General features: G+C 55.3%; 17 protein-coding genes. 8 read left to right on the top strand and 9 right to left on the bottom strand.

The annotated features are described in order from the left end of the window. The first annotated feature begins 430 nt into the window (after window positions 1-430). Window positions 431-1432 carry a polysaccharide biosynthesis/export family protein gene (locus SH573x_RS10835; protein ID WP_479354922.1) on the top strand — a complete coding sequence of 334 codons (1002 nt, stop codon included), beginning with the start codon at window positions 431-433 and terminating at the stop codon, window positions 1430-1432. Between the two features lie 15 nt (window positions 1433-1447). Here the strand turns inward: SH573x_RS10835 and SH573x_RS10840 are convergent, their stop codons facing one another. The 4 genes from SH573x_RS10840 to SH573x_RS10855 form a co-directional block, all read right to left on the bottom strand. After that, window positions 1448-2695 (bottom strand): Tm-1-like ATP-binding domain-containing protein, encoded by a 1248-nt coding sequence (locus SH573x_RS10840; protein WP_479354924.1) that lies wholly within the window; start codon window positions 2693-2695, stop codon window positions 1448-1450. 15 nt (window positions 2696-2710) lie between these two features. Then, entirely contained in the window at window positions 2711-3535 is an 825-nt protein-coding gene (locus tag SH573x_RS10845; protein ID WP_479354925.1) for a phosphoenolpyruvate hydrolase family protein, read from the bottom strand. A gap of 273 nt (window positions 3536-3808) precedes the next feature. Further along, entirely contained in the window at window positions 3809-4804 is a 996-nt protein-coding gene (locus tag SH573x_RS10850) for a DMT family transporter (protein ID WP_479354927.1), read from the bottom strand. Further along, window positions 4789-5862, bottom strand: coding sequence for a ribonuclease H family protein (locus SH573x_RS10855; RefSeq protein WP_479354928.1), 1074 nt, complete (start codon window positions 5860-5862; stop codon window positions 4789-4791). Before SH573x_RS10855 ends, SH573x_RS10850 begins: the two co-directional genes overlap by 16 nt. 321 nt (window positions 5863-6183) lie before the next feature. Here SH573x_RS10855 and SH573x_RS10860 point away from each other — a divergent pair, with 321 nt between their 5' ends. The 5 genes from SH573x_RS10860 (at window position 6184) to SH573x_RS10880 (ending at window position 16057) form a co-directional block, all read left to right on the top strand. Further along, window positions 6184-9381, top strand: a complete 3198-nt coding sequence (locus SH573x_RS10860; protein ID WP_479354930.1) for a secretin N-terminal domain-containing protein — start codon at window positions 6184-6186, stop codon at window positions 9379-9381. 274 nt (window positions 9382-9655) lie between these two features. After that, window positions 9656-13387, top strand: coding sequence for a hypothetical protein (locus SH573x_RS10865; protein ID WP_479354931.1), 3732 nt, complete (start codon window positions 9656-9658; stop codon window positions 13385-13387). A 178-nt stretch (window positions 13388-13565) separates the two neighbouring features. Then, on the top strand, window positions 13566-14327 hold the full coding sequence (locus tag SH573x_RS10870; RefSeq protein WP_479354932.1) for an MBL fold metallo-hydrolase: 762 nt from the start codon (window positions 13566-13568) through the stop codon (window positions 14325-14327). A gap of 27 nt (window positions 14328-14354) precedes the next feature. Next, complete coding sequence (gene hpt, locus SH573x_RS10875; RefSeq protein ID WP_479354934.1) at window positions 14355-14903, top strand: hypoxanthine phosphoribosyltransferase; 549 nt, start codon at window positions 14355-14357, stop codon at window positions 14901-14903. 14 nt (window positions 14904-14917) lie between these two features. Continuing rightward, complete coding sequence (locus tag SH573x_RS10880; protein ID WP_479354936.1) at window positions 14918-16057, top strand: glycosyltransferase family 4 protein; 1140 nt, start codon at window positions 14918-14920, stop codon at window positions 16055-16057. A gap of 117 nt (window positions 16058-16174) precedes the next feature. Here the strand turns inward: SH573x_RS10880 and SH573x_RS10885 are convergent, their stop codons facing one another. The 3 genes from SH573x_RS10885 to SH573x_RS10895 all read right to left on the bottom strand — a co-directional run bounded on the left by SH573x_RS10885 (window position 16175) and on the right by SH573x_RS10895 (window position 18582). Beyond that, complete coding sequence (locus SH573x_RS10885) at window positions 16175-16966, bottom strand: hypothetical protein (protein ID WP_479354938.1); 792 nt, start codon at window positions 16964-16966, stop codon at window positions 16175-16177. Window positions 16967-16968: 2 nt separating this feature from the next. Beyond that, window positions 16969-17547, bottom strand: coding sequence for a DUF6677 family protein (locus SH573x_RS10890; protein ID WP_479354940.1), 579 nt, complete (start codon window positions 17545-17547; stop codon window positions 16969-16971). A gap of 270 nt (window positions 17548-17817) precedes the next feature. Then, window positions 17818-18582, bottom strand: a complete 765-nt coding sequence (locus tag SH573x_RS10895) for a hypothetical protein (RefSeq protein ID WP_479354941.1) — start codon at window positions 18580-18582, stop codon at window positions 17818-17820. Window positions 18583-18717: 135 nt separating this feature from the next. Between SH573x_RS10895 and SH573x_RS10900 the strand changes: the two genes are divergently transcribed. Then, window positions 18718-20037 carry a hypothetical protein gene (locus SH573x_RS10900; RefSeq protein ID WP_479354943.1) on the top strand — a complete coding sequence of 440 codons (1320 nt, stop codon included), beginning with the start codon at window positions 18718-18720 and terminating at the stop codon, window positions 20035-20037. A gap of 101 nt (window positions 20038-20138) precedes the next feature. Here the strand turns inward: SH573x_RS10900 and SH573x_RS10905 are convergent, their stop codons facing one another. Beyond that, window positions 20139-20468: a metal-sulfur cluster assembly factor gene (locus SH573x_RS10905; RefSeq protein WP_479354945.1), complete on the bottom strand. Its 330-nt coding sequence runs from the start codon at window positions 20466-20468 to the stop codon at window positions 20139-20141. Window positions 20469-20655: 187 nt separating this feature from the next. After that, window positions 20656-21687, bottom strand: coding sequence for a DNA polymerase III subunit delta (gene holA / locus SH573x_RS10910; protein WP_479354947.1), 1032 nt, complete (start codon window positions 21685-21687; stop codon window positions 20656-20658). A 209-nt stretch (window positions 21688-21896) separates the two neighbouring features. Here holA and SH573x_RS10915 point away from each other — a divergent pair, with 209 nt between their 5' ends. Next, window positions 21897-24659, top strand: coding sequence for an MMPL family transporter (locus SH573x_RS10915; protein ID WP_479354949.1), 2763 nt, complete (start codon window positions 21897-21899; stop codon window positions 24657-24659). Window positions 24660-24681 lie beyond the last annotated feature (22 nt).

The following is a 24681-nucleotide window of genomic DNA, read 5'->3' on the forward strand; positions in this document are numbered from 1 at the left end:
CTAGAGCGATGGATGGTCATTCAAACGAGTCTCGGAGAGACTCGGCTACGTGGTTTCACGTAGCGGCGTCTCTCCGAGAGGCCGATCGGCATTAAACCTAGAGCGATGGATGGTTAATCAAACGAGTCTCGGAGAGACTCGGCTACGTGGATCGAGTGAAACTAGGCAGGTTAGTGCAGTTATTCGCTGATATCAAATTTCTTATCGATGCTAGCAAAATTGAAAATCGCAAGTGGCGTGTAAGCGCCGTTCGATGCTGAGAGTTACATCTACCGACATAATCGAAGTGCAGTGGTGCTGCGGAAAAGCGCCTGGAAAACACAGATCGCATGGAGGCGAGCACTCGATTGCGAGTCAATATCAATGTAGATGGCTGGTTCGCCCTGGGGCCGATGGCAAACCGATTGGTTGCAACAAGGACAGGAATCAAATGTCTCAGGCATGCGTGCGCTACCAGCCGCTTCGTAGCTGGCGATCAATGGTATTAGGCTGGGCTTGCCTGGTGCTTGGACTGGCAGGTTGCAGTTCGACGACGGGTTTGACCTTGTGGCCCAATCAGTTTCCGCTGTTACCACAAGCCAAAGAGTATTCCAACGCGGCTCGCATTCCCACCGGCTTGCCGATCGAGAAATGCAAATCGGTTTTGCCATCGTACTTTGTGGAACCGGGCGATGACTTGCTGATCGAACCGGTCGACTTTGCCGCTGACTTGCGTTTGCCAGCTGACCAGCGCGTGCTGGTCGATGGTACGATCGACTTAGGTGAATACGGCCGGGTCATCGTTTCTGGCATGACGGTCGAGCAGATCGAGGAACTGGTGGAGGGTCGCATCGAAAGTGTGCTGAACAAACGACACGCGATCAACGTGCGACTGCTCGAAGCCAATGCCGCGCAAGTGTATGTGTTGGGTGAGGTCGGTTCACCGGCTGCTTACCCGATCGTAGGTCGCGAGACGGTGCTCGATGCGATTCTGCAAGCGGGCGGACTGACCAGTCGTGCATCGCCTTGCGATATCGTGCTGGTGCGACCCACCGGGCCATGCGATTGTCGCGTTGTCTTGCCAGTTTGTTATCGCCAGATCACACAGATGGGCGACACAACGACCAACTATCAATTGCAACCCGGCGACCGGATCTATGTGGGTGGTCGTACGTTTTGCCAAGAACTGCAATTCTGGAAAGCCACAGAAACCTGTGAACGTTGCTGCAACAGTCGCTGTGTAGAGCGCGATCCACGTCGCGCCAACTACTTGAACCCGTTCTGCTACTTGCCTGCTCCGCCCGCTCTGCCCTGGATCAAAGCCAAGGAGTCGGACGGGGACGCGAATGCAGATGCAGAGGACAAACCCAAGCCAGAAGCTGGCGAAGCCGAGAAAGTCGCTCCGGTGGTTGACGACAAAGCTGCCATGCTGGAATACAGTTCACGACGCTGAGCCGAAATGTGTGCGTCATGCCCGCTTCATCATGTCCAGTAGAACGTAAGCGGCGCGCTCGGCGAACATCGGATCATTGATTTGGCAGTCGAGCGTCTCGAAAGGGATATCCTTGCGCAGGTTGGATTGCCAATGGCTGCGCAAGGATTCATCGGCTACTGGATCTGCAAATGGTCCGCCGGGAGCCGAGATGACGCTGATGGCTTGTAATGGATACAGTACGTGGACTGGGCCGATCGATTGGTTTAGTTGAGCTGCAATAAGTCTACCCAACTCGGCGCACTCGGCGGGTGTGGTACGCATGAGAGTGACTTGTGGATTGTGTTGGTAGCGCAACCGAGACTTGTATCGTTCGGGTACGGAGCTCGGCTCGCCGAAGTTGACCATGTCGAGGCAACCGGGAGCGACGACCGCTGGAACGCCGCCCAGTGCAGCAGCCGACAGACGCTGCGGTCCGCCGGGCATTACGCCGCCGACAAGCTCGTCGGCCCATTCGGTAGTTGTTATATCCAACACGCCTGCCACCAGGCCTGAGGCGATGATTGCTTCCATCGATCGCCCACCTACTCCGGTTGCATGAAAGACAATCACTTCGTAACCGGCGGCTTCAAGGATCGCTCGCGCATGCGCGATGCACTGGGTGGTGTTGCCGAACATAGACGCGACGACCAGCGGCTTGGTATGGCTCTGCGATTGTACGCTGGTTGGTGGTTGGGATTGCGCATCTGCGTGTGCTTCGGCCATGGCCGTGACTGCTGCAGCGGCTTTGGTAAAGACCAATTCGGAAATACGATTCAGCCCACTAACATCGACGATGGCCGGCATCATCGTTATATCGCTGACATCGACGTAGCGCGCCACATTGCCACTGGCGAGCGTCGATACCATGACCTTGGGAATACCCAGCGGCAAGCCGCGCATGGCTGCAGTGGCGATCGAAGTACCGCAACTACCACCCAAGCTAATCACGCCGTCGATTTGGCCTCCATCGTAGAGCTCGCGCAGAATCGCCGGGAGGACCGCCGACACTTGTTCGATGGCTTGACCGCGATCGGTCGACACGCCGCCTGGGATGTGACTGAGAATAGTGTCGCGCGAGACATCGGCCTGGATAGTGGCCGTGCCTGCGGTGCCCACATCGACCAGCAGCGCTCGGTGACCGCGCGCGCGAACCAGATCAGCCACAAACTGATGTTCCTGGCCCTTGGTATCAAAGGTTCCAATAACGGCGATCGTCAGTGATTTGCTACGTGGTTGGGACATGATGGGGCAGCGGGCTCATAATCGTAAGGCAGTGAACTTGCGAATTTCGCTAGTGATGGCAATTTCAGTAGGCAAGCGTTCCATCGAACTGGCGCCATAGAAGCCATCGAGATTTCGGCAACGTTGAAACAGGTAAGCCGCATCCTCCGGTGTGGCGATTGGCCCACCATGACACAAGACTAAAACGTCCGGCCGCAGTGCTTTGCAAGTATCGATAATGGCTTGAACTTCGACCACCGATTGATCGAGCGTTTTGGCGGTGTGGGCGCCGATGGTGCCACTGGTTGTCAGACCCATGTGTGCCACAATAATGTCAGCTCCCACGTGCGTCATTAGCCCGGCGTCGTGCGTATTGAAGACGTAGGGAGTGGTGAGCAAATCAAGTTGCCGCGCGGCCGCGATGCATTCCACTTCCAACGCGTAACTCATGCCAGTCTCTTCCAGGTTTTGTCGAAAGAGACCATCGATCAAACCGACAGTGGGGAAGTTTTGAATTCCGGCAAAGCCCATCTCTTTTAGCTCGCGGAGGAACGGCTCACGCAGCATGAAAGGATCGGTGCCACAAACACCGGCCAGCACCGGCACTTGTTTGACGATGGTTAATACTTCGTGGGCCATCTCTTTGACGATTTGATTCGCATTGCCATACGCCAACATTCCCGAGAGTGACCCACGACCAGCCATCCGATAGCGCCCCGAATTGTAGATGACAATCAAGTCGACTCCACCTGCCTCTTCACACTTGGCCGAAATGCCAGTCCCCGCGCCAGCGCCGATGATGGGATAACCTTGGCTGCGACGCGCATGCAGATGAGTCAGGATAGATTCGCGAGTATGCATGGGATTTTATAAATTTGTGCGGGTGAAACTAGAATTGGAAAGCGTCAATGGTAGTCTTCGTAGCCGATCTCGCCAGAGATTGGAAGCGTCAATCGTAATACGTCCAAAGTCTGGCGACTTCGGCTACGAGTAATGCATCCAAAGTCTGGCGACTTCGGCTACGGAAGTCTTCGTAGCCGATCTCGCCAGAGATTGGAAGCGTCCATGGTATACGTCCAAAGTCTGGCGACTTCGGCTACGAGTAATGCACCCAAAGTCTGGCGACTTCGGCTACTATTGGCGACTGTAGCGCATCAGGATCAGGCCCCCGATCATCAGCAGGCCACCGATAATCTGACTATAGAGCACCGGTTCGCCCAGCGCAAGCCAACCACCGAGAACGGCTACTAGTGTAACGACGTTTTGATAGATCGAGGCGTGCGAGCCGCCCAGGGCTCGGACACCGATGTGCCAGGTGGCATAAGCCACGCCGGTGGAGAATGCGCCAGAATAAATCAGTGCCCAGAAGTTCTTGGTGTCGTAGAACTTCGGCAGCTCTTGCGACAGCTGGCTGCCGACGATCAACAAGTGGATTGGAGTGGTTAGCAGACTGGCAAAGAATGCCAATCGCAAGGCGCTAACCTGTTTCAGCAAGGGACCGCTGATGACCGTGCCGCTGGCCCAGACCAGCGCGGCCAGTAGGATCAGCAGATTGCCCAAGAAGTTTTCCGCAGACAAACTAACTTTACCACCGGCGACGACAATAATAGCTGTCCCCACAAAAGCGACACCGAAAGATAGCCAGGTAAGCAGCGGCAAACGTTCGCCGATAAACAGCGCGGAAACAATCGCCGTCCACAGAGGCATAGTCGATAGCAGGAGAGCTGTATTGCCGGCGGTCGTGCGGTCGATACCCCACATGAAGACGATTGGATAGAACAGCCCAGAGAAGAGCGCAAAGATAACAAATCGCTTGAACGTAAATTTGGCTTGGGGTTGAACGACCCACCGCGATTCGGCCAGGGCCAGCAAGCCCAATACGATGGTCGATAGAATCATGCGTGTGGCGTTGAAGGTCAGCGGGGGAACGCTGCCGGTGACGAACTTGACCACCGGAATGTTAATGCCCCACAAGATAGTTGTGAGCAGCAAGGCACCATCGGCAACCAAACGCTGATAGGCCGTAATCGCGTGCGGGGAAGCGGGTACGATTCCGACAGACTGCAGTGGAATGGGTTCGTAAAGCTGATCTTTACCGGTGGGCTGCGACTGGTCTAACAAATCCGCCACCACTGTTCTATCGAATGTCCAAGTTGCATAGCTGTGCTTTCAATTTGCGCGCGGTAGCGTTTGGCATCTTGCGGATAGCCGGCCGTAGGGGCCAGGCCTGCGATGTGCGACTGCCAATACTGATTGATACCAGCCATCAAACGTTCGCGCAAATACTTGGCTGTCATCGAAGCCAGCGCAGTCGGCGGGAAGCTATCGCCACCGACCGAAAAGTGGAACTGCAATTCAGGCTGGCGCTGACGTCGATAGCTCGAGCGTTCGTTTCGCTCGCACAGAGTATCAAACCAGTCGTCCGGCATGGCTTCCAAGAGGACACAGGCGTACTTCTTGCGGCCACCTTGTCGATCACAGAAGACTTCGATTGCCTGGTCATCGTGGCCAGCGAGCAGGTTACTGACGAGTTCCATCGTTAGAGTCGAGAGCAAGCGTCCCTTGGAACCGAGGCGGGCAATCAACGCGTTGTAGCGCGATTCAAAAACCACCAGTGAGCGTACCGCCAGTAGCTGTACGCCGTGACGTTCCAGTTCGCTCGTAGCCAGTTGGCTCAGTCGCAATACTTCACTGGAGGTAACGTGGCTTGTGATTGGATGGTCAATGGCGGTGTACCAAGCGTGACGCTCGCTAGTGTGGGGCTCGGTCCACAAGTCAGCGTTGATGTCGATTTGTGCCAACAACTGAGCCAAGCCGGAGCATTGCGGCCAGCAGGGTAATTGAGCGAGCATGGCCATCAAACCCGCTTCCAGAGTTTTCAGTCCAGCTGTGCTGCTATAGAGTTGTTTTGAGTCACCCAGCGGCACGTGCTGGCAATCGTCGCTCCAAGCCTGTGTATTAAAAGAGTCTGACAAGGCATCGGCCAGTCCTTTCTCATCCATCGTTTTCGGAATTCGCCAGGCACTGCCGGCGATCAAAAGCGGCCCGATATTGGGGCCATAACCGGCTTCATCGACACCGATTACGATTCGGCAATCTTGAGGTAAACCGGTGGTCAACTGTGGCTGGCCTGTGGGATAGGCATCGTCCTGGCAGACGGGTATTTCGCTGAGAATTTCGCTGGCCATCGGTCCGACCTCTGGTTGGATATTTGAATTGGAGTATTGCCTGCCAGAATACAGTCTGGGGCGAATTTGCGTTATTAGTCCGGGGCTGCCATAATCAGTAGACAAATTGTCGCCCAGTGCGCATCAATGGAGTCGCCCAGAGGCCGACTTTTTTCGCATTTGGGACGTTGTCTGTAACGCACAATAGATCGACGTTCAAGGAAGTGACGCTTGGGATTGACGCGTGACCTTGTAAGTGATGAGATTCTACATCACGGTGGCCGATTTTTGTTACCCCTCAGCAAACTCTAACCTTAACCACCATTTGATAGTCGCCTGTTCATGATGCCGAAACCTATTCGAAATCAGTTCCGCCCGGCCCAGCGCGGTGCCGCTCAGTGCTTTACTGCACTGTTTGCCGGGAGCCAGACAATCATGGTTTTCGCCACGTTGTCGATCTTTGTTTGCAACGCTGTGGTACCGTCTGATGCAAGCGCGCAAGCGCCGATTGTGGTTGATACTTCAGCCCCAGATGAACCATCGCCAGCTGGAACGCCACAACCTGGCGCTGTGGCTCCGGCAGGTGCGGTACCACCGGGTGTGCCGCAAATTGGTCCTGACGGCAAGCCAATACCGCCCGATGCCAAGAAACCCGATGGCAAACCGGGAGAGCCGGCCAAAGACGGTGCCGCGACACCCGTTACACGTCCCACCAAGCCACCCGAAGCACCAGACCCACGCGAGTTGCAAGTCAAGCCGGATAAAGACGGCCTGGTGCAGTTTCAGTTTCGCAACCAGCCCTGGCCAGAGTTGCTGCGGTGGTTGGCTGATGTTTCCAATCAATCGCTCGATTGGCAAGAGTTGCCCGGTGACTATCTGAACCTGGCCACCCAGCGACCCTACACGCTGGTGGAAACTCGCGATGTTATCAACCGACATTTGCTCTCACGAGGCTTTACGTTACTGGAGAGCGAAGGTGTGCTGAGTGTAGCCAAGATCGCCAACATCAATCCGGCTTTAGTGCCGCGCGTGTCACCGGAGGAATTGTCCAACCAGCCACCCCATCGATTCTTGCGGACCTCGTTTGAGTTATCGTTCTTAGTGGCCAGCGAAGTCGAAGAAGAATTCAAGTCGATGACCAGCCCCAACGGCAAGATCACTGCCCTGGATGCCACCAATCGATTGGAAGTGATGGATGCTGCGGCTAATTTACTTGATATATCAAGGGTTATCGAACAAGAGCAATCGACGGCGGCCCTCGAAGGCTTGGCTCGCGAGTTCAAACTGGAACACGCACGAGCCGAAGCGGTCAAGATGCAACTAGAAGGCTTCCTGGGCATCAATCGACCAGCGGCTCGCGGCGGCGGTGGCGGCATGGGCATGGACCAGATGATGCAAATGCAGCAGCAGATGCAACAACAAATGCAGCAGCAGATGCAGATGATGCAACAGCAGCAAGGTGGTGGCGGCGGTGGTAAGGCTCGCGCCCCTGCTCGACAAAATGCTGAAGTCTACGTCATCGCTAACACACGCAACAACAGCCTGATCGTTTCAGCTGCTCCGCAAAAGATGGCGATCGTCGCGGCCTTCATTCAGCGGATCGATGTGCCCAACAGTGGCGGGCAAGATTTTCACCGCTTGCAGTCGCGGATGAAGGTCTTTCGCCTGGCAACTCTCGATCCCAAGCAACTTGTGGCCTCGCTAATTGAAATGGATGCACTGGAGCCATCGACGCGGTTGCAGGTAGACGAAGACAACTCGGCAATCATCGCTTACGCGTCGCTGGCCGACCAGTTTGTGATTCAAAGTGTGATTGAACGTTTGGATGGTTCAGGCCGTAAATTCGAAGTCATCCAGCTGCGCAGGCTGGATGCCGAATCCGTCGCTGGAAGCATCAAGTTCTTAATGGGCGCCAGCGAAGAGAAGTCCAATAACGACGATAATCGGTATCGCTACTTCAGCTATTACGACAGCTTCAACAGCCGCGACAACAAGAAGAAGAACGACGACAAGATGCGAGTCGGCGCTAACGTGGCCGACAATCAAGTCATGCTGTGGGCCAACAAGATCGAGATGGACGAAGTTCGCAACTTGCTGGTCAAACTGGGTGAGATACCCGCTGAAGGTGCATCTCGCAGCAACGTTCGGGTCATCGATGCATCGCGCCAACCTGAGACGCTGGAGTATCTCAAGAAGCTGCAGGAGCGCTGGAATCGCATGTCACCCAATCCCTTGGTACTGCCCGAGGCCGAAGAATTCAAAGAGAAAGAACCTCCTCAACGCAAGTCGGAAGAAAAGGTCCCACAAGCTAACACCACCGATGAAACTGTCACGGCCATCAGCGACACCGCTGCGGTCGTGCGGCTAACCAGCGCTCCGGTAACTCAAGATCCACCCACCAGTGAAAAACCAGCCAGCGAGAAGACAACTACGGAGCAGCCAGTAGAAGAAGGTGCTACTATCGCTCAGCCTGAGGTTCGTGCGCCTGGTCCAGACCTTGTAGCCAAAGGCGATGCCGAGCGGCCGGTCCGCAATGTGCCCGCTAACCGACTGGATACCGAAGAGGCTGAGGCGGCTGCGGCCGCTTTGCCGATCGAAATCATGATCGATGAAGCAGGTAATCTGATCTTGCGTAGCGACGATGTGGCGGCTCTCGATAAACTCGAAGAGCTGATGCAGATGAACAAGCCGCCAAAGAAGCCCTACGATTTGTTCTATGTCAAATACACGCGGGCCACCTGGGTCGTGCTGAACTTGGAAGACTACTTCAAGAACGAAGAAAAGAAAGACAACTCGCGAGATGACATGTTCCGGTGGTACTTCGGCTTCCCATCGGACGATAGCGGCAAGAAGTCAGACGGCGAGCGCCAGTTAGGCAAGAAGAAGCCGCTGAAGTTCTTGGCGGATAACGACACCAACACGATTATCGTGCAAGGCGCCACCGATAGTGATCGGGCTACGATCCAAGAGTTGATCGAACTGTGGGATGTGGCCGAGCCGATCAACGATACCAATGTGCGCTATACCAAGATCGTCAAGATTCGCTATTCGCAAGCCACCGTCATCGCCGAAGTCGTCAAGGAAGCGTATCGCGATTATCTGAGTGCCAACGACAAAGCATTCCAACAACAGCAGCAAGGCGGTGGTGGTCGTGGCAATGAAAGCAAACGCGATCGCGAAGGCGATACATTGTCTTCATCCGGCGGCGGCAGTTTCTCGCTCAAGGGCAAGCTGTCAGTTGGCGTCGATTCGGTCACCAATTCGATTGTCGTGTTCGCTCAGGGCAAAGCCTTGCTGGATGTGGTCTGCAAGATGATTGCCGAACTGGACGAATCCGCCAAACCTCAAGGTAGCATTGAGATTTTGGATATGTCGACCAGTCGAGATGCTACCAGCGTCTCCAAGGCGCTCAAAGCTATCATGGGCAAGCAAAAGGGCGGCAAAGAACAACCCAACCAGCGCGGGCAGCAGGGCCAGCCTAACAACGGCCAGCCGGTTCAACCCAATTCGGGCAACAATTTCACAGCGCCGGACGAGTAGTCTCTTCGGGCGCGGTCACCTCTCCAGACGCAGTCTGGGGAGGTCGGAGCGAGCGTTAGCGATGCTCCGGGAGGGGTGAGTCCTCCTACTCCTACTCCTACTCCTACTCCTACTCGTAGCCATTTCGAGTAGGAGTAGGAGTAGGAGTAGGAAAAAGAGTACCAATACGAGCAACAGAGCAACAAAACTGGCTTCTACATTGCTCTGGCGTTGGACCTGGGGATCTGCGTAGAATCTCGCGAGAAGTCCTTGGATTCTCACGGAGCGAGATACTATGGCCCGACAGCATGATGTTGTTGATGACGATGATCTGCCACGGTCGCGTCCTGCCCGGCGCAAACGCAAACTTAAGAAGCGCTACACGATTCCGCTGGTCATGGGCGGATTGTTCATATTGCTAGTCGGCGCTGCGCCGATGGTGTTGACCAAACGTGCCGTGCTGGTGCCGCTGATCGATCGCTTTGCTGGTATCGCGCCGCTAAAGGTTGACTTCACCAACGTCTCGGCCGGTTGGCTTTCGCCGGTCAGTATTGTAGGACTGCGGGTGATCGATGGCCAAGGGAACGACGTGGCCAAGGTAGGCGCGATTGAAACTGAAAAGAGTTTACTATCTTGGATTACCGCTAGCCAAAATCTCGGCACAATTCGTATCAAAGATGTCAATGTCGATGTAGCTGTCGCCAATGGAACATCCAGTATCGAACAAGCGGTAGCCCCGCTGATGCAAGGCGAACCATCAGCACCTAGCACGTCCACGACGCTTTATACCGGCGCAATTGAACTAACCGAAGCCAAAATCACGCTGCGCGACTCCATGCATCCCGACGCGTGGATGGTAAAGATCCCTTCACTAAAAACACAATTGCCGGGACCCAATCAAGTTGTGGGCCCCACGCAATTGGCAGCCACTATTTCCGATAGCAGTGGTCAGTTATCTGGTACGATCGCAGCAGATGTCGCCGAGTCGATGGCGGGCGAGGTGCGCACGTTTAATGTGCGCGCGGTCGTCGAACGCGTACCGCTGGCGTTTTGGCATGTGGTGCGTCAGCGATTACCGGATCTGCCTGTCGATGAACTCAATGGTTCACTCTCGGCCCGCTTAGCCGGTTCGATGGTCGATCAAGATCGCTGGAGTTTCAACGTCGAGAACTTCAGTGGCGATCAACTAGTGGTGGCAGCCCCAACACTGCTTGGTGACAAGCCGGCTAAACTCGAATCGATCAAGCTGCAAGGGCAAGCGACTTTGGCGAGTGGCACACTGTCACTGCAAGGCACACAGCTGACTACGGATGTCGGTGGTGTGGCGGCGGCAGGTACCCTGCCCTGGCCTGTAGTCATGCCGACCGTGACTGCGCCTTGGTTACCTGGTGCTCAGTTGAATGCCGAAGGCTCAGTGGACTTGGCCAAGCTGGTGAAGGTTGCTGAGACGCTGGTACCGATGCGCGATGATACACGTTTGCTCTCTGGTTCGGCGACATTCAAAGTCGCACAGCAATTGACTAGCACGGGAGCGCCCTCGAGTACCGTAGATTTGCAACTGGGCAAGCTAGTAGCCGTCGCAGGTGGTCAACAGCTCAAGTGGGATGATGCGTTAAAACTATCACTCAGCGCCGAGCCTCAAGCTGGCGGCGCGGTATCGCTGAGCGGAACTTGCGATGCCGAATTCTGCAAGATCACTGCCAAGGGCACTGCCGCCGAAGGAGCCTTCAGTGGTCAATTCGATCTCGATCGACTGCAGCAACGCCTGGCCCAGTGGATTGAACTGCCTGTCTCCACTATGGCTGGCCAGGCTGCCATGAAAGTACATTGGTCGCAGGCCGAACCCGGCGTCGTCGCGGCCGAAGGACAACTCGAAACGACACCGCTGTTGATTGCCATGTCCAGTGGCGGACAATTGAACGAACCAGCCTGGAAGGGCACATTCTCGGCTTCGGCTCGTTTGGCCGGAACACAACTCACCAGCATTCAACGCGGCCATATCGAACTGACGGCACAGACTGAGAAACTAAAACTCGACTTGCTCGAGCCGATGCAATTGGTTGCGAAAGATGCACCACCTGCCGCGTTTACGCTCAGCACTGAAGGCTCGCTGGAGCTATGGCAGAAGCGCGCGGTCATGCTCAAGCTGCTCGATCCCGGTACGACGATGGCCGGAAAATACTCGCTGGGCGCGAGCGGTAGCTTGGATCTGGCCCATTTAGAATTGCGTGAAGCCAATTGGCGCAGCCAGCCTTTCTCGATCGGCTCGGGTGGTACCACCCTCGTTGAACCTGAGATGATCGGTAACTTTCAAGGCAATGTAAACACAAACGATTTGAGCAAGCTGGCCATTGAAAAGCTAGTTGTTCAAGCTCACTCGTTCTCACTATCGGCAGCCGACAAAGCCTTGGGCAATGCCGATGCTGGTCGAACCGGAACGGGCGCTTACATCATCGACGTGGGTACGTTGATGCGCAATGTCAAGAGTGAGCCGACAGCCAATGCCAATCCTAAACAGTTGGTATTACCACCAGGCGTCGGTACACCAGCAACTGCCCCAGCCAGTCAATTGGTCTTCAAAGGTCAAGTGGCGGGTAATCTGAAGTGGCAAGTCGATGCCAAGTCAGCCACGCTGGATATGGATGCCAAAAGCGATCAAGTAGATGTAATGCAACAGGTCGCAGGTGCGCAGCCGACCAGTCTTTGGTCCGAAGCACAACTGGTGGCTAACTTGAAGGCCCTCTACGACATGACCAGCGGCGATGTCAAAGTCGACTCGATGCAGTTCCAAGCTCCATGGATGCATTATGCCGGTACAGCTCAAGTCGAAAACAAAGGTGATGTCCAGACGATTCGTTCCAATGGACAATGTTTGTACGATGCGAACATGGTGGCTACCAAGTTGCAACCTTACATCGGCAATAACGTGCAATTGTCCGGTCGCAAACAAGTGCCCATCGAAGTTGTGTTAACGAGCGATTCAAAGAATCCGAGCGCTACGATGTTGGCAGGCTTGCAAGCTGCCACACGCATCGGTTGGGAACAAGCTCGCGTGGTGGGTATCGAAGTTGGCACCGCCGATGTGCCAGTAAATGTCACCAACGGTCACTTGACGACCAACGCCGAGATCCAGGTTTCGGGCGGCAAAGTGCGTTGGGATATGGAAAGCGATTTGACCGCCGATCAAACCGTACTGATCCAAAAGCCCATGACCGTGCTGGAGAATGTGGCCATCACGCCACAAATGTGCCAAGGTTGGCTGAAGTACGTGACACCGTTACTGGCGGAAGCTACTAGCGTCGATGGTCGATTGAGCTTGACGCTCAACCAGGCTCGATTCAACATCGCCAATCCTCAAGATCAAACTGTCGATGGTCAACTGGTCATTCATAACGCTGTGGTCGGTCCCGGGCCTTTGTCCAATCAAGTGATTGGCTTGGTTCAGCAGATCAATGCCATTCGCAAAAAGGAATTGGCATCGACCGTCGGTACGCAGCAAGTTTGGATGCAACTGCCACAGCAAGCGATCGCTTTTCGCATGGAGAATGGTCGCGTCATGCATCGCGATCTGAAGTTTGGCGTCGGCGATGTGACGCTCGTTTCGTCGGGTGCGGTAGGTATTGACGGACGTATGGAACTGAATGCCGCCATGCCCATCCCGGATGATTGGATTGAGAAGTCGCCTTTCCTGGCGGGCTTGAGAGGCCAATCGATTCAAATACCCATCCGCGGTTCGCTGACGGCACCGCAGTTAGATACGCAGTTCATTCGCGATCTTGGACGCCAGGCGGTAACACAAGCCGCCGAGGGTGTGTTGCAGCAGCAGCTATCGAAGGGGCTCAACAAACTCTTCCCGGGTGGTTTGCCTGCCCAAGGAACTGGCCAAAACGCAGCTCCAGCCAATGGCACAGCCGCACCTCCAGCTCAAGGCAATCAGGGCTTCGGTCTGCCTCAGTTCGGTTTGCCCAATCTCGGTTTGCCCCAATTTGGTTTGCCAGGCCAAACGCCACCGCCCAGCGGCAATTGAGAAGTTATCTCGTAGCCGATCTCGCCAGAGATTGGATGTAAGTCGTCCAAAGTCTAGTGACTTCGGCTATGGTGGGTGGTAGAGTCGCTACACTGGGTGCGCCTCGCCTGCGGCTACGGGTTAAACGAGTCCAGGGATTGGGCTACGATTTTGATCACGAACTTTCAAGCTGTACTTCATGAAACTGCACTGCCTCGGAACGACTGGATATCATCCCAGCCCAACGCGGCACACGGCCTGTTATTACCTGCCCGAAGCTAGTTTGGTGCTGGATGCGGGGACCGGCATGTTTGGGCTGACTGGACTCTTGAGACAAGAGCCGCGTGAGTCGCTGGACATTTTTCTGTCGCATGCACATTTGGATCATGTGATTGGGCTGACGTTTCTGCTGGATACGGTGGCGGTTACCTCGCTTAAACGCGTGCGTGTGCTGGGGGCGGCCGTAAAGCTCAATGCCATCCGCGAGCACTTGTTCCAGGAGCATTTGTTTCCTCTGTTGCCGGATTGGATTGAGTTTGTAGCGCTCGATGATTTTCGCGCGCCGCTACAGCTCGAAAGCGGAGCACAGCTCAGCTGGTTTCCGCTGGAACATCCGGGCGGATCGTTGGGGTTGCGCATCGAGCACGGCGGCAAAGTGTTGGCCTACACGACCGACACGGTCGCTCGGCCCGAATCGGACTATTTGCGGCACATTACCGGTGCGGATTTATTGCTGCATGAGTGTTATTTCACCGACGAATATCAAGCTTTGGCGGAAAAGACGGGCCACTCCTGGTTGGGTGCCGTGACTGAACTAGTTCGGGAGGTTCGGCCCAGAAAAACTGGGCTTATTCACCTTAACCCATTAGCCGAAGTGCTTGGGTCGTCTATGATACTGACCAATGAGCATGAGCAACTGGGGATGTTCATTCCGACTGACGGTCAGGTCATCCAGATTTAGAGCATGATCTCGGAGGCGATGGGTCGCTTGAAGATACTGCTAGATGAAGACAAACTGCGCGAAGGCGTAGCGGAAATGGCGCAGAAGATCGCCGCTTTCTATGGCGATCGTCCGCTGACAATCGTGGCCATCATGACTGGCAGTCTGGTACTGCTGGCCGATTTAAGTCGACGACTGACGATGCCGGTGCGCATCAGTCTGATCCAAGCCAGCAGTTATCGCGGTGGCACGGAATCAGGACAGTTGTGGCTGCGCGATGACATGATGCTGGATGTGCGCGGCCGCGATGTGCTGGTGCTGGACGACATCTTCGATACTGGCCGAACGCTCAGCGCTGTACTGGGCTGTGTGGCTCAGATGGGACCCAATAGCCTGGCCAGTGCCGTGTTGTTGCACAAGCAAGGCCGACAAGTGGTGGAGATGGAGCCCGATTTTGTCGCTTTCCATATTCCCGATCAATTTGTGGTTGGCTATGGGTTGGATTATCAAGATCTATATCGCAACTTGCCCTACCTGGCAGTACTGGAACCACACGACATTGCGTGCAGTGATTCCATGGCCGAAGCCATTTCGTAAAGTCGAATTTCAGTATGAGCTCCGGGCCACGCGTGCAATGGGTGACACGTCGCTTTTGGCCGATCGTTTCTGATTCCGTCTGGCATACGCTTGAGGTATCCAGTGCCATGCAGCAACGTGGTTGGTCGATTGAGATCATCACGGCGGGCTGGCATTCATCTTGGCCGACCGATGTGCGCTTGCGAGAAATTGACGTTCACCGCATCCAGCCCAGTCCCACAACTCCGTTTCGCACCCGCCGTTATGCGCGGCATCTATTGGAATGGATCGATGCAGGTTGCCAGGCCGCCCAGGTACGAGGTCAGCAGCGATTAATTGTTGCCGAAGCGGGCGAAGAGGATGCTCTGCTGTTGGTTGATCATTATCGTGATCGCCTACCGGTGATCGTGCGCTACGATTCGATCGATATGCTGGGACCGCTCAGTACGCGCTTAAGGCAACGAGCGGTGACGGCTTGTTCCAGGGCCAGCCTGGTGATCGTGCCGCATGATTACGCGCGGCGCGAATTGATCGGGGCTGGCGTAACACCTGCACAGATTCGAGTTGTCGGTGACGGTCCGCACCAAATTATCGATCGGTCCTCTACCGCCCGCAGCGCAGCGCGACGTGCATTGGCGGATATCAATTACGAATTGTTCGTCAGGGCAGAAGACCGCGTCGTGGTAGTGTTGGCCGAGCTAACCAAAAGTGCGGGCGTGGAATTCGTGGTCCAAGCCCTTGGTCCACTAATCGAAGCGCGACGCGGCGTGCGGTTATGGATTATCGGCGATGGCCCCGAGCGTTTGCGTTTATATGATGTAATCAAGCGGCAAGGTTGGCGCCATGACATGATGATGCCGGGCACTTTCGAAGATCCCGACTTGGTGTTGTCCGCGGCCGATCTGTGCATTATTCCCAGCCCTCAGCAAGGTTGCTCCTGGCTGATGCAGACCGCGCTCGCCTCGGGACTGCCGACGCTGCTGTGCACCGGTCCAACTGTCATCGCTCGCCTGGGTACCAGCGCTCAAGCGCTCAGCTTCGAAACCGGCAACGCGGCCCGATTACAAAAGCTGTTCACTAGCTGGTTGGATGATCCCACTAGCATAAGTGGATCGCTAATGGCAGCTGCGAATATGGTGAAAGCCCAAAGCTTCGATCTGGCAGCGATTCTGTAATTCGATAGCGCGTAGCCACCGTCGCCAGACGGTGGACTCTGGGTAGCCACCGTCGCCAGACGGTGGACGCGTTACGCGTTGACTATCCACCGCTTGGCAGCGGTGGCTACGTCAAGGTTACTGTTCGACGGTTTTTATGGTCAGGCCATCGGAAGAACGCAGTTCGATGGCGTAGGTCTTGCCTTCTTGGACTTGGATCGAGACAGCTTCACCATGCGCAGCTCGAATGCCTTTTTGTTCGGCTTTGACGGGGTCGTTGGCTATTTGCCAAAAGTCGGACCAGAGCTCTTTTTCGAACTGCGTTAGTTGTCCACCGCGCGCATAAGCTTGCGGCCGCATACCTACTTCGTCCAGTTGCTTTCCATCGGATGGTTTTAGTTGATCGCTATAAATGCGTTTGAATAAACAGAGCGATGTCCCGCGTTGAATGTCCGCTTGTTCGACATACTTGTCATCGAACTTGACCACCCAATTATCGATATAGATGATGTCGCCGGGCAGCTCAAACTTTTTGGGCTCGGAGATCGGATCGCCCGCGGGTGATAGTTCGGTGAACTCGAGTCGAGTGCGCACGGCCTGGCTTTCTGCATCGCGATCGATGCTGGTAACTTTCAGGCGCGCCAACCGTTGATTCGTTTTGAGCAGACGCAGAGATGTCTCCATCTTTTCGATCTGCACGATTTTCTTTTTTAGCTCGACATTCAGTTCGACCAGTTGTCCGCTGAGCTTATCGACTTCGCCCTTCAGCTGGGCTGCCTGGGCATTGGCGGTAGCCAGAGCCCGTTCGTGTTTGCTGTACTCGCTGTATCCCCACCAACTAGCAATTGACAATATGCCAACGAAGCCGGCAGCCAGTGCTGTGCGGACCGTGGTGTTAAAGGTCTTGATGGCTTCGTGGATTTTGCCCATAGCTATCCACCGCCTGGAGACTCGGGCGGCTTTTCCTGCTGGTCTTTGTTCTCGTCATCATTATGTTTCGTGGGTTTAGCCGGAGGTGGCAAGGGACCACCCCAAGCATCGAAGACAACCAGGATGTTTAACAACCCAGCGATCATCGTATAGAGCGTGCCCATATCGAAACCGGAAGACGATTGATGATTCCATTCTGAGAGGTCATCGACTGACTTGGGTGGAGCCATAAACCCGCCGAACATGACGGACTGATTCTTACTGACCCGATAGTATTGCAACGCAGCCGGCATGGCTGGCAGTCCCACTCCGGCTTGCAGAATGTATTGCCAACGGACTTCGACGTTGTTCCATGAAGCGTAGACGCAGCGACCGCCACCGACCAGCATACCCAGCAGAAACGTGCTCATGATCGACACAAAGAAGATGAGCGACTTGAGGTATCGACGTTGGTAATAGTGCCCGGCACCGGGGATGAGCCAAGCCAGCAGTGCAGCCAGTTCGCGGTTACCCAGATCCAGCGGCTCGCCATCAGCGATGACGATTGATCCTTTTGCCGACTGAACGGCACTGTTACTCATTCCATCCAACCTCCGAAGTCGCCCTGCCTGAATCGCTTGTTCCCGTGCGCGAGAACCATTAGGAATACCACAGTAGAACTCAGAGCGAAAGGGCCTCTTCTAAGCCGAGGGCGTTAGCCCCGGTTATTAAACTAAGCTGAGGGCGTTAGCGGCGTTAGCCCCGGTTATGGAACCTTGCGCATAGTCGCTGCCGAATCGTAGGCTGTATTTGAAAGGCGCAGGCGGAGCCTGCAAGACAGTGGGTTACCAGGCAGAGCCTGGTAACCAGGGCTAGAAGGGGGACTCGGGTTCTGGTTCTTCAGGTTGGGTAGCTGGGGTGGTTGAGGTTGTACGGGCGGCTTTCTCGGCGGCTTCTTTCTTCAGAACGCTTTCTAACTCCGAGGGCCGAACGCCACGACGAGCCGCTTCGGCATTGCGTTCCTGCAGTTTGTCCATGCGCTGGCGTTGATCTGGGGTCATGCGTTCCAAAGCCATTCGATAATACACTTTGGCTGCTGCCACACGACCGACGGCTTGCGCTTCCGCAGCCTGACCCATGAAGTAACGCACATTATTCTCAGTGGTACTGGTTTCCAGCGGCGCGTCACCCGGCGAGCCGAGGGCGATTGCCCAATCATTGGCGGTCGTCGTCTGCCGCGGCGCTTTGTTGGTCATGGCATCATATTTTTTGGGTGCCAGCGTATTGATCAGCGGCTTGCCCTGGTACTTGGGTGGATAGCTGTTAGGTGGCAAGTACTTGGGAGGGCGATTCAGTAGGGCTTCGTCCATGGCCTGCAGATCGATGATGGTAGCTGTAACGCTAACCGAGCTGCCGCCGACGCCCACGCCCCGCGCTCGCGAAGCCAATGGCCCAAATCCAGAACTGGACAGACCCGAGCGCATAGATGAATTGCCACCCATATACGCAGCGCCCTGATCGGGCACGCTCACCGTACCGGATGTGCCAAAAGTCGTGACCGAGGGTAATTGAACGATCTGGCCAAAACCCGAGTTACAAAGTGCGACAAACAGCGCCGAGGCCCACAGGTATCTCATTCTCTTGATCCCGAGCGAATAGAAGTGAATCACTCACTATAATAGACCGATCCGGGTTCCGATGCACCTGTTTTCCAACGTAATCATGGGCTGTAGTCAGCCAAACTGCCGAAAACGCAGTGATCAGAGTATGGGATGGTAATGATATTGCAACTTCGACTAGGACTCGTTTGGCTAATCTGCGGCATTCTGATTGGCACACATGGAAACGCACAAGATGCACCATCGGCCAATGCACCTGGTGCAACACCGCCCGCGCTAAAAATCGTCAAACTTCTGTGGACGGCTCAACCAGCCGGCGCGGCCTCGGCGCTGGAAAAAGCGATCGATCAGGCGCTGGAGCGCAATTCGATCGACGAGCTGAAACCTCATTTGGCTCAACTGTCCGACAAGATGTTGCCCGTCTTGAGTAAAGGCCCTAGCGACGCCAGGTGGTTAGCTGCAGTTGCTGCGCTCACGATCGTCGGACAATCAACGGCCGAGACGCAACTCCAACAGGCAATCGCTGGAGCAGAGTTTCATTTGGCAAATAGTCAGCGCGAGTTCTTGCTGCGCTGTTGGTTGGCCGCCCAGCCCAATCCGGCTCGCACTTATTTGAAAGAGTTGCTCACGCGAGCGGAACCGATGTCTGAAGCTGAAATCAACTGGCTCGAGCTGTGTGTCGCGCAGGCTTTGGAACATGATCGAGAAGCTGCCACGTCGATTCTACTGACGCGCTGGGCCCAGTTGCCCCGGTCAGTTCAAGTGACGGCCATCGAGCCGCTGACGCAAACCGCCAGCAGTATGAAACAGCTGGTAAGTGCCATCGAAACGCAAACGGTTGCCAAAGATATGCTGAACACCAATCAACTCATGAAGTGGGTGGCCAGCGATGAAGCCGATTTAACAGCGGCGATCGAACGTGTCTGGGGACGACTGCGCACAACCGAGGATACTGATCGCAAACTCGTCGTGCAGCGCACGATGCAACTGTTAACCAGCGGCAAGTCGGGTAACCCAGTGCATGGCCAAAGCCACTTCAAACGCATCTGCTCGCAGTGTCATCGCTTGCATGGCGAAGGTGTAGAACTAGGCCCAGACATCACCGGCAATGGTCGCGGCAGTTTTGAACAACTCGTTTCCAACGTCATGGACCCGAGCCTGGTGATTGGCAAAGCGTTTATGGGTAAAACTGTTTTAGCCAGCGATGGCCGCGTGCTGGCTGGACTACTAGTCGCGGAAGATCCACAACGCATCACCTTGAAAGTGCAAGGCGGCAAGCAGATCGAGCTCGATCGCCAGGAAGATATCGACACGATCAAAGACAGTGTCAAATCGCTGATGCCTGATGGCTTGGAACAACAAATGAACGAACAAGAATTGCTGGACCTGTTCGCTTATCTCAGTCTGGCCAAACCGCTGGCTGCTACCGAAAATGCAACCATCCCCGGCACCCCAGAGAAACTAGTGCCGTGAAACTAGTGCCGTGAAACTAGTGCCGTGAAACTAGTGCCGTGAAACTGGTGCCGTGAAACTGGTGCCGTGAAACCGGTGTCGTGAAATTCTTGACGCTGAGCTTAGAAAATTCCCAGTTGATCCCGGGCATCTTCGGTCATGCGTTCAGGTGTCCATGGCGGATCCATGACGACTTTCACATCGACTTTGCCGACGCCTTCCAGCGCCTCGAGCACCTGGCGGCTATTGCCGACTAGCTGCGGACCAGCTGGACACATGGGACTGGTCATCGTCATATCGATAGCCACATCGGTCTTAACCTCGTCCTCTGCGTTGGCAGTCAGGTAGACGTTATATACCAAGCCAAGGTCGACGATGTTAACGAACAGTTCGGGATCAATGACCTGCTTGAGCTGTTCGCGGACTTTGTCTTCGCAGATGGGTGTGGACATGGATCACAAGTGTTAAAGGTTAGGAAGAGTATCTCTTGTCCGTAATTGTACGCGATGCGGTTAAAATTGGAAACTAAGCCGAGGGCATTAGCCCCGGTTGTTGTATCCATCCTCGTGAACCGTAGCCGAAGTCGCCAGACTTTGGAGGCGTTGTCGTAGTTCAATAACCGAGGCTAACGCCTGCGGTTTAGTCGGCCAGGCGGACGATGAATTCTTCGATGGCAAAGATGCCGCGGTCTTCTTTAGAGTGCGAAAGCTTTAACTTCATATCGAGTTCGAGCAGCCAGTCCAGCAGTTTCAGGCCTCGGGCTCGACCTAAGCGACGCAGTTGGTTTTCGGCTGTGCCCAGTTCATAGGGGCGGAAGCCTGCGCGAGCTAGAGCGTCGCGAAGATTGGGTTTGGCCTGGTGGCGTTCGGCCTGGGCGATTAGTTGCGTGGCATTGCCGAAGCGTCTCAAGCTCCACGACATTTGCGGCGCGATGGCCATCGGTGACTCGCCTGCCTGGACGACTTTATGCAATTGCTCCAAGGCTTGCGAGGTGCGTCCTTCCAAAGCAGCGGCCACAATCTCCCAGACTGTTTGGGTGCGCCAACTACCGATGGCTTGTTTCAGCTGTGCATCAGTGATCGTGCCATCGGTCTCGGCGTAGAGCGCGGCCTTGGCTAACTCTTGATCGAGCAAACCAAACTCGGGCCCCACGCGATCCAAGACAAAGCCGATCTGGGCAGCAGCTAGTTTCAGTTTGTGGATGTTCAGCGCCCACTTTTTGATCCAATCTTCTACCGCTTTGCCTTTCGGTGCGCTGCACTCGATACACCAGCCCTTTTCGGCTGCGATCTTGAAAAGCTTGGTATTAGATGGAAACGAGGATAATTCGAGCAACAGCAAAGATAACGGCACCGCTGATGAAAACCACTTTTCCATGAGCGGCCTGGCGGCTTTGACCAGGTCGTCGCCATGTTTGACAATTGCCACGCGACGTTCATCGGGGTCGAACAGTGATATCGTGGCCAGTTCGTCGTGCACATCGCGCCATGCACAAGATTCGCCGTCAAAGGCTTTGACTTCGTCGATGGGGATCTTGGCCAATTCGAGCAAATGACGCGAAGTTTGTTGGCGCAAAAAGGCATCATCGCCAAACGCAACCACGATCGGCGGCAGCTCGCGCGGCAATTTTGCAGCAAACAGCAGGTCAAAGCAGTGAGTTCCCTTACTCATAACCGCCAACGATATCAGTTGCGAAAGCCGTTGCAAAGTAGGGTCGTTCTTGCCAACAATAGAGGGGCCGATCAAAGTTAGTAGCCAAATGCAGGCGCTGTGGCGATGTTGGAACGAAAGCCTTGACGGCTTCCGCTACGGGATGCGAACGAAAGCCTTGACGGCTTCCGCTACGGGATGATTGAAGAGTTCACAATAGGGAGCGACGCTTGGGCTGGTACAAGGCGACAGGTGGACGATTAGTAACGCGCAGTTGGCCGACGGTCATCGCCGCCTGGATTCTGGTAGCCCTATTGCTACGCTGGCTTGCACCGGCTTGGGAGAAGATCGCGGCCGATGGCGATCTGGCTTATCTGCCCGCTAACGTTCCTAGCATCATTGGGCAAAAACAACTCAAAGAAGCCTTCCCCGCTTCGCATGCTCGCAGCCAGATGATGATCATCCTGGCTCGGTCAAAAGGTCAATTGGCGGGAGGCGATATCGCGCTGGGGCTCGACCTGGCTCGTCGACTGCACTGGTTCGCCGCTTCTGGTCAGTGGGCTAAGCTGCCGCTGGATAAAACCGATTGGGCTCCCGAAAAACTGTCGGTCGGTCAAAAGGCGCGCGTTGATTCGGTGGCTTATAGTCTCGATCAGTGCATCAGCATCGATGATCAGTTGGCCGAGTTCCTCGAGACGGAGCAACCGGATTACAAATACGCTCGACTGCGTGATGCTTTCGATCTGCGCGCACACATTCATAAAGCCCTAGGCGAGGAGGTCGAAGCCGAAAAGGCTGAAGCAGCGGTCAATGCGATGACCGAACAAGGCACCAAGTCGTTAACGTTGCGGCATCCGGTGTGGGCCGAGCAGTTGAGCGACGTTTGGACTTGGCGCGATTTCGTCTTGGGTACCAAGTTGGGCGGCAAGAACTCGCAAGCACGCATGATCGCCATGCACTTGGATACCGAGTTCACAGCTGTCTCGAACATCACGATTCTGGAAGGCGTTGAAGCTCTGATTCGAGAGATGCGAACCGAACATGGGCCGATCATCTCGCCCGACCTGCGCGTCGAGGTCAGCGGTTCAGCAGCGGTGGGCGCCGATATGTTGCGAGCGTCGGCTAGCAGCGTTCGCCAAACCGAAGGCGTAACGATCCTATTGGTGATCACTATCCTGGCTCTGGTATATCGCGGTCCCTTCCTGGTTGCCATACCGTTGACCAGTATTGCCTTGAGCTTGATGGTGTCGACCAGCCTGGTGGCACTCCTGGCGCGAGATCCGGCCAATCCTGACAGTGGTGGACTGGGTGTGTTCACCACCACCCGCATCTTTATCGTGGTATTGCTCTTTGGTGCCGGGACAGATTTTTGTTTGTTCTTTCTTGCTCGATGTCGTGAAGTGCTCGAACGCACACCCACACCCACTCGTCCCCACTTCTATCGCGCAGTCAGCCGCGCGTGGCGCAATGTGCATCATGCGATCGTCGCCAGCGCCATGACTACGATTGTGGGACTGACGATGATGTGGATGAGCCGCTTTGAGAAGTTTCGCTTTTCCGGTCCCATCATCGCCATCTCGCTGGCTGTGACCCTGGCAGTGTGCCTGACCTTTACGCCGGCCTTGCTGAGTGCGATCGGGCGGTTGGCTTTTTGGCCTTCACTTCGAAAACATAAGTCGGCGGGGTCAGCCGAAGATGGACTGGGCGGTGGCCAGCACCAGTCAGCCCGAGCACCAGTCGCCATCGAGGATCAATTCTGGAAGCGGTTGTGGATGCGCCTGGCCGACTGGGTCGTCGCGCGACCCACGATGGCGCTGGGCATCACCACCGCGTTCCTGGCCGTACCTGCCGCTTATGGTTGGCAGTGTTTGGGCTGGGTGACTTATGATTTTGTAGAAGAATTATCCAGCGACGCGCCCAGTCGACGTGGAATCGATCTAACCAAACGCTTCTTTTCGACCAACGATAGCAGCCCAGTCACGATACTGATGATTCGCAATGAACCGTTCAGTGACGATGCGGAACTGTTGAAAGCCAGCGATAGTCTATCCAACTCGTTGTATCTGGATGGCGTCGAATCGGTACGCAGCGTCAATGATCCGCTGGGCGACTATCCACCCAAACGCGCCATGGGACTGCTGACGACCGATGCCTGGATGCGCCGTTTCTTGCGTGAACATCGCACGACGCGTGAGCGTTACTTGAGTCCGGTCAAGGATTACGAGAATCGCCTGGCACGCTTTGATGTGGTACTGAAAGACAATCCATTCTCGATCAGCGCCACCGAGACGCTCGGTCGTTTGTCCAGCTTTGTTGATCAAGAGACGCATCGCGCCGAATCGCCTTGGCACAAAGCGCAGTTTACGACGGTGGGTACCACCGTAGGTATTACCGACCTGCGCTCGGTGACTCAAGCCGACCAGGGGCGGATTCAGATACTGGTCACCCTGGGCGTATGGGGCGTGCTGCTGTATTTGCTGCGGCATTGGGTGCTGGCGACCTATTTGATCTTCACCGTATTGTTCAGTTACTTCACAACGCTGGGTCTGACGTATGCGTTCTTTGGCTGGCTGTATGGTGACCAGTACAATGGTTTGGACTGGAAGGTGCCGCTGTTTCTGTTTGTGATCTTGGTAGCTGTGGGCCAAGACTACAACGTTTACTTGACGACACGCATTTTGGACGAACAGAAGCAGCATGGAATGCTGGTTGGTATTCGCCGGGCGCTTGGATTGACTGGCGGTATCATTACCAGTTGTGGTGCGGTGATGGCCGGTACGTTTGTGGCCATGACCAGTCCGGCCATTACCCGCGCGCTTTCCACTGCTGTCCCCTGGCTGGGGATCACCAGCGACGCGCCGGTGCTGCGCGGGATTACTGAGTTAGGTTTTGCCTTGTCACTGGGCGTGTTGCTCGATACGCTGGTCATTCGTTCCATTCTGGTGCCTGCCTTTTTTGCCTTGTGGTATCGATCCCCAACTCGTCCAAATTGAAAATGCTTGTCAGTTATTCAAG

The sequence above is a fragment of the Rania fehmarnensis genome (assembly GCF_056494185.1).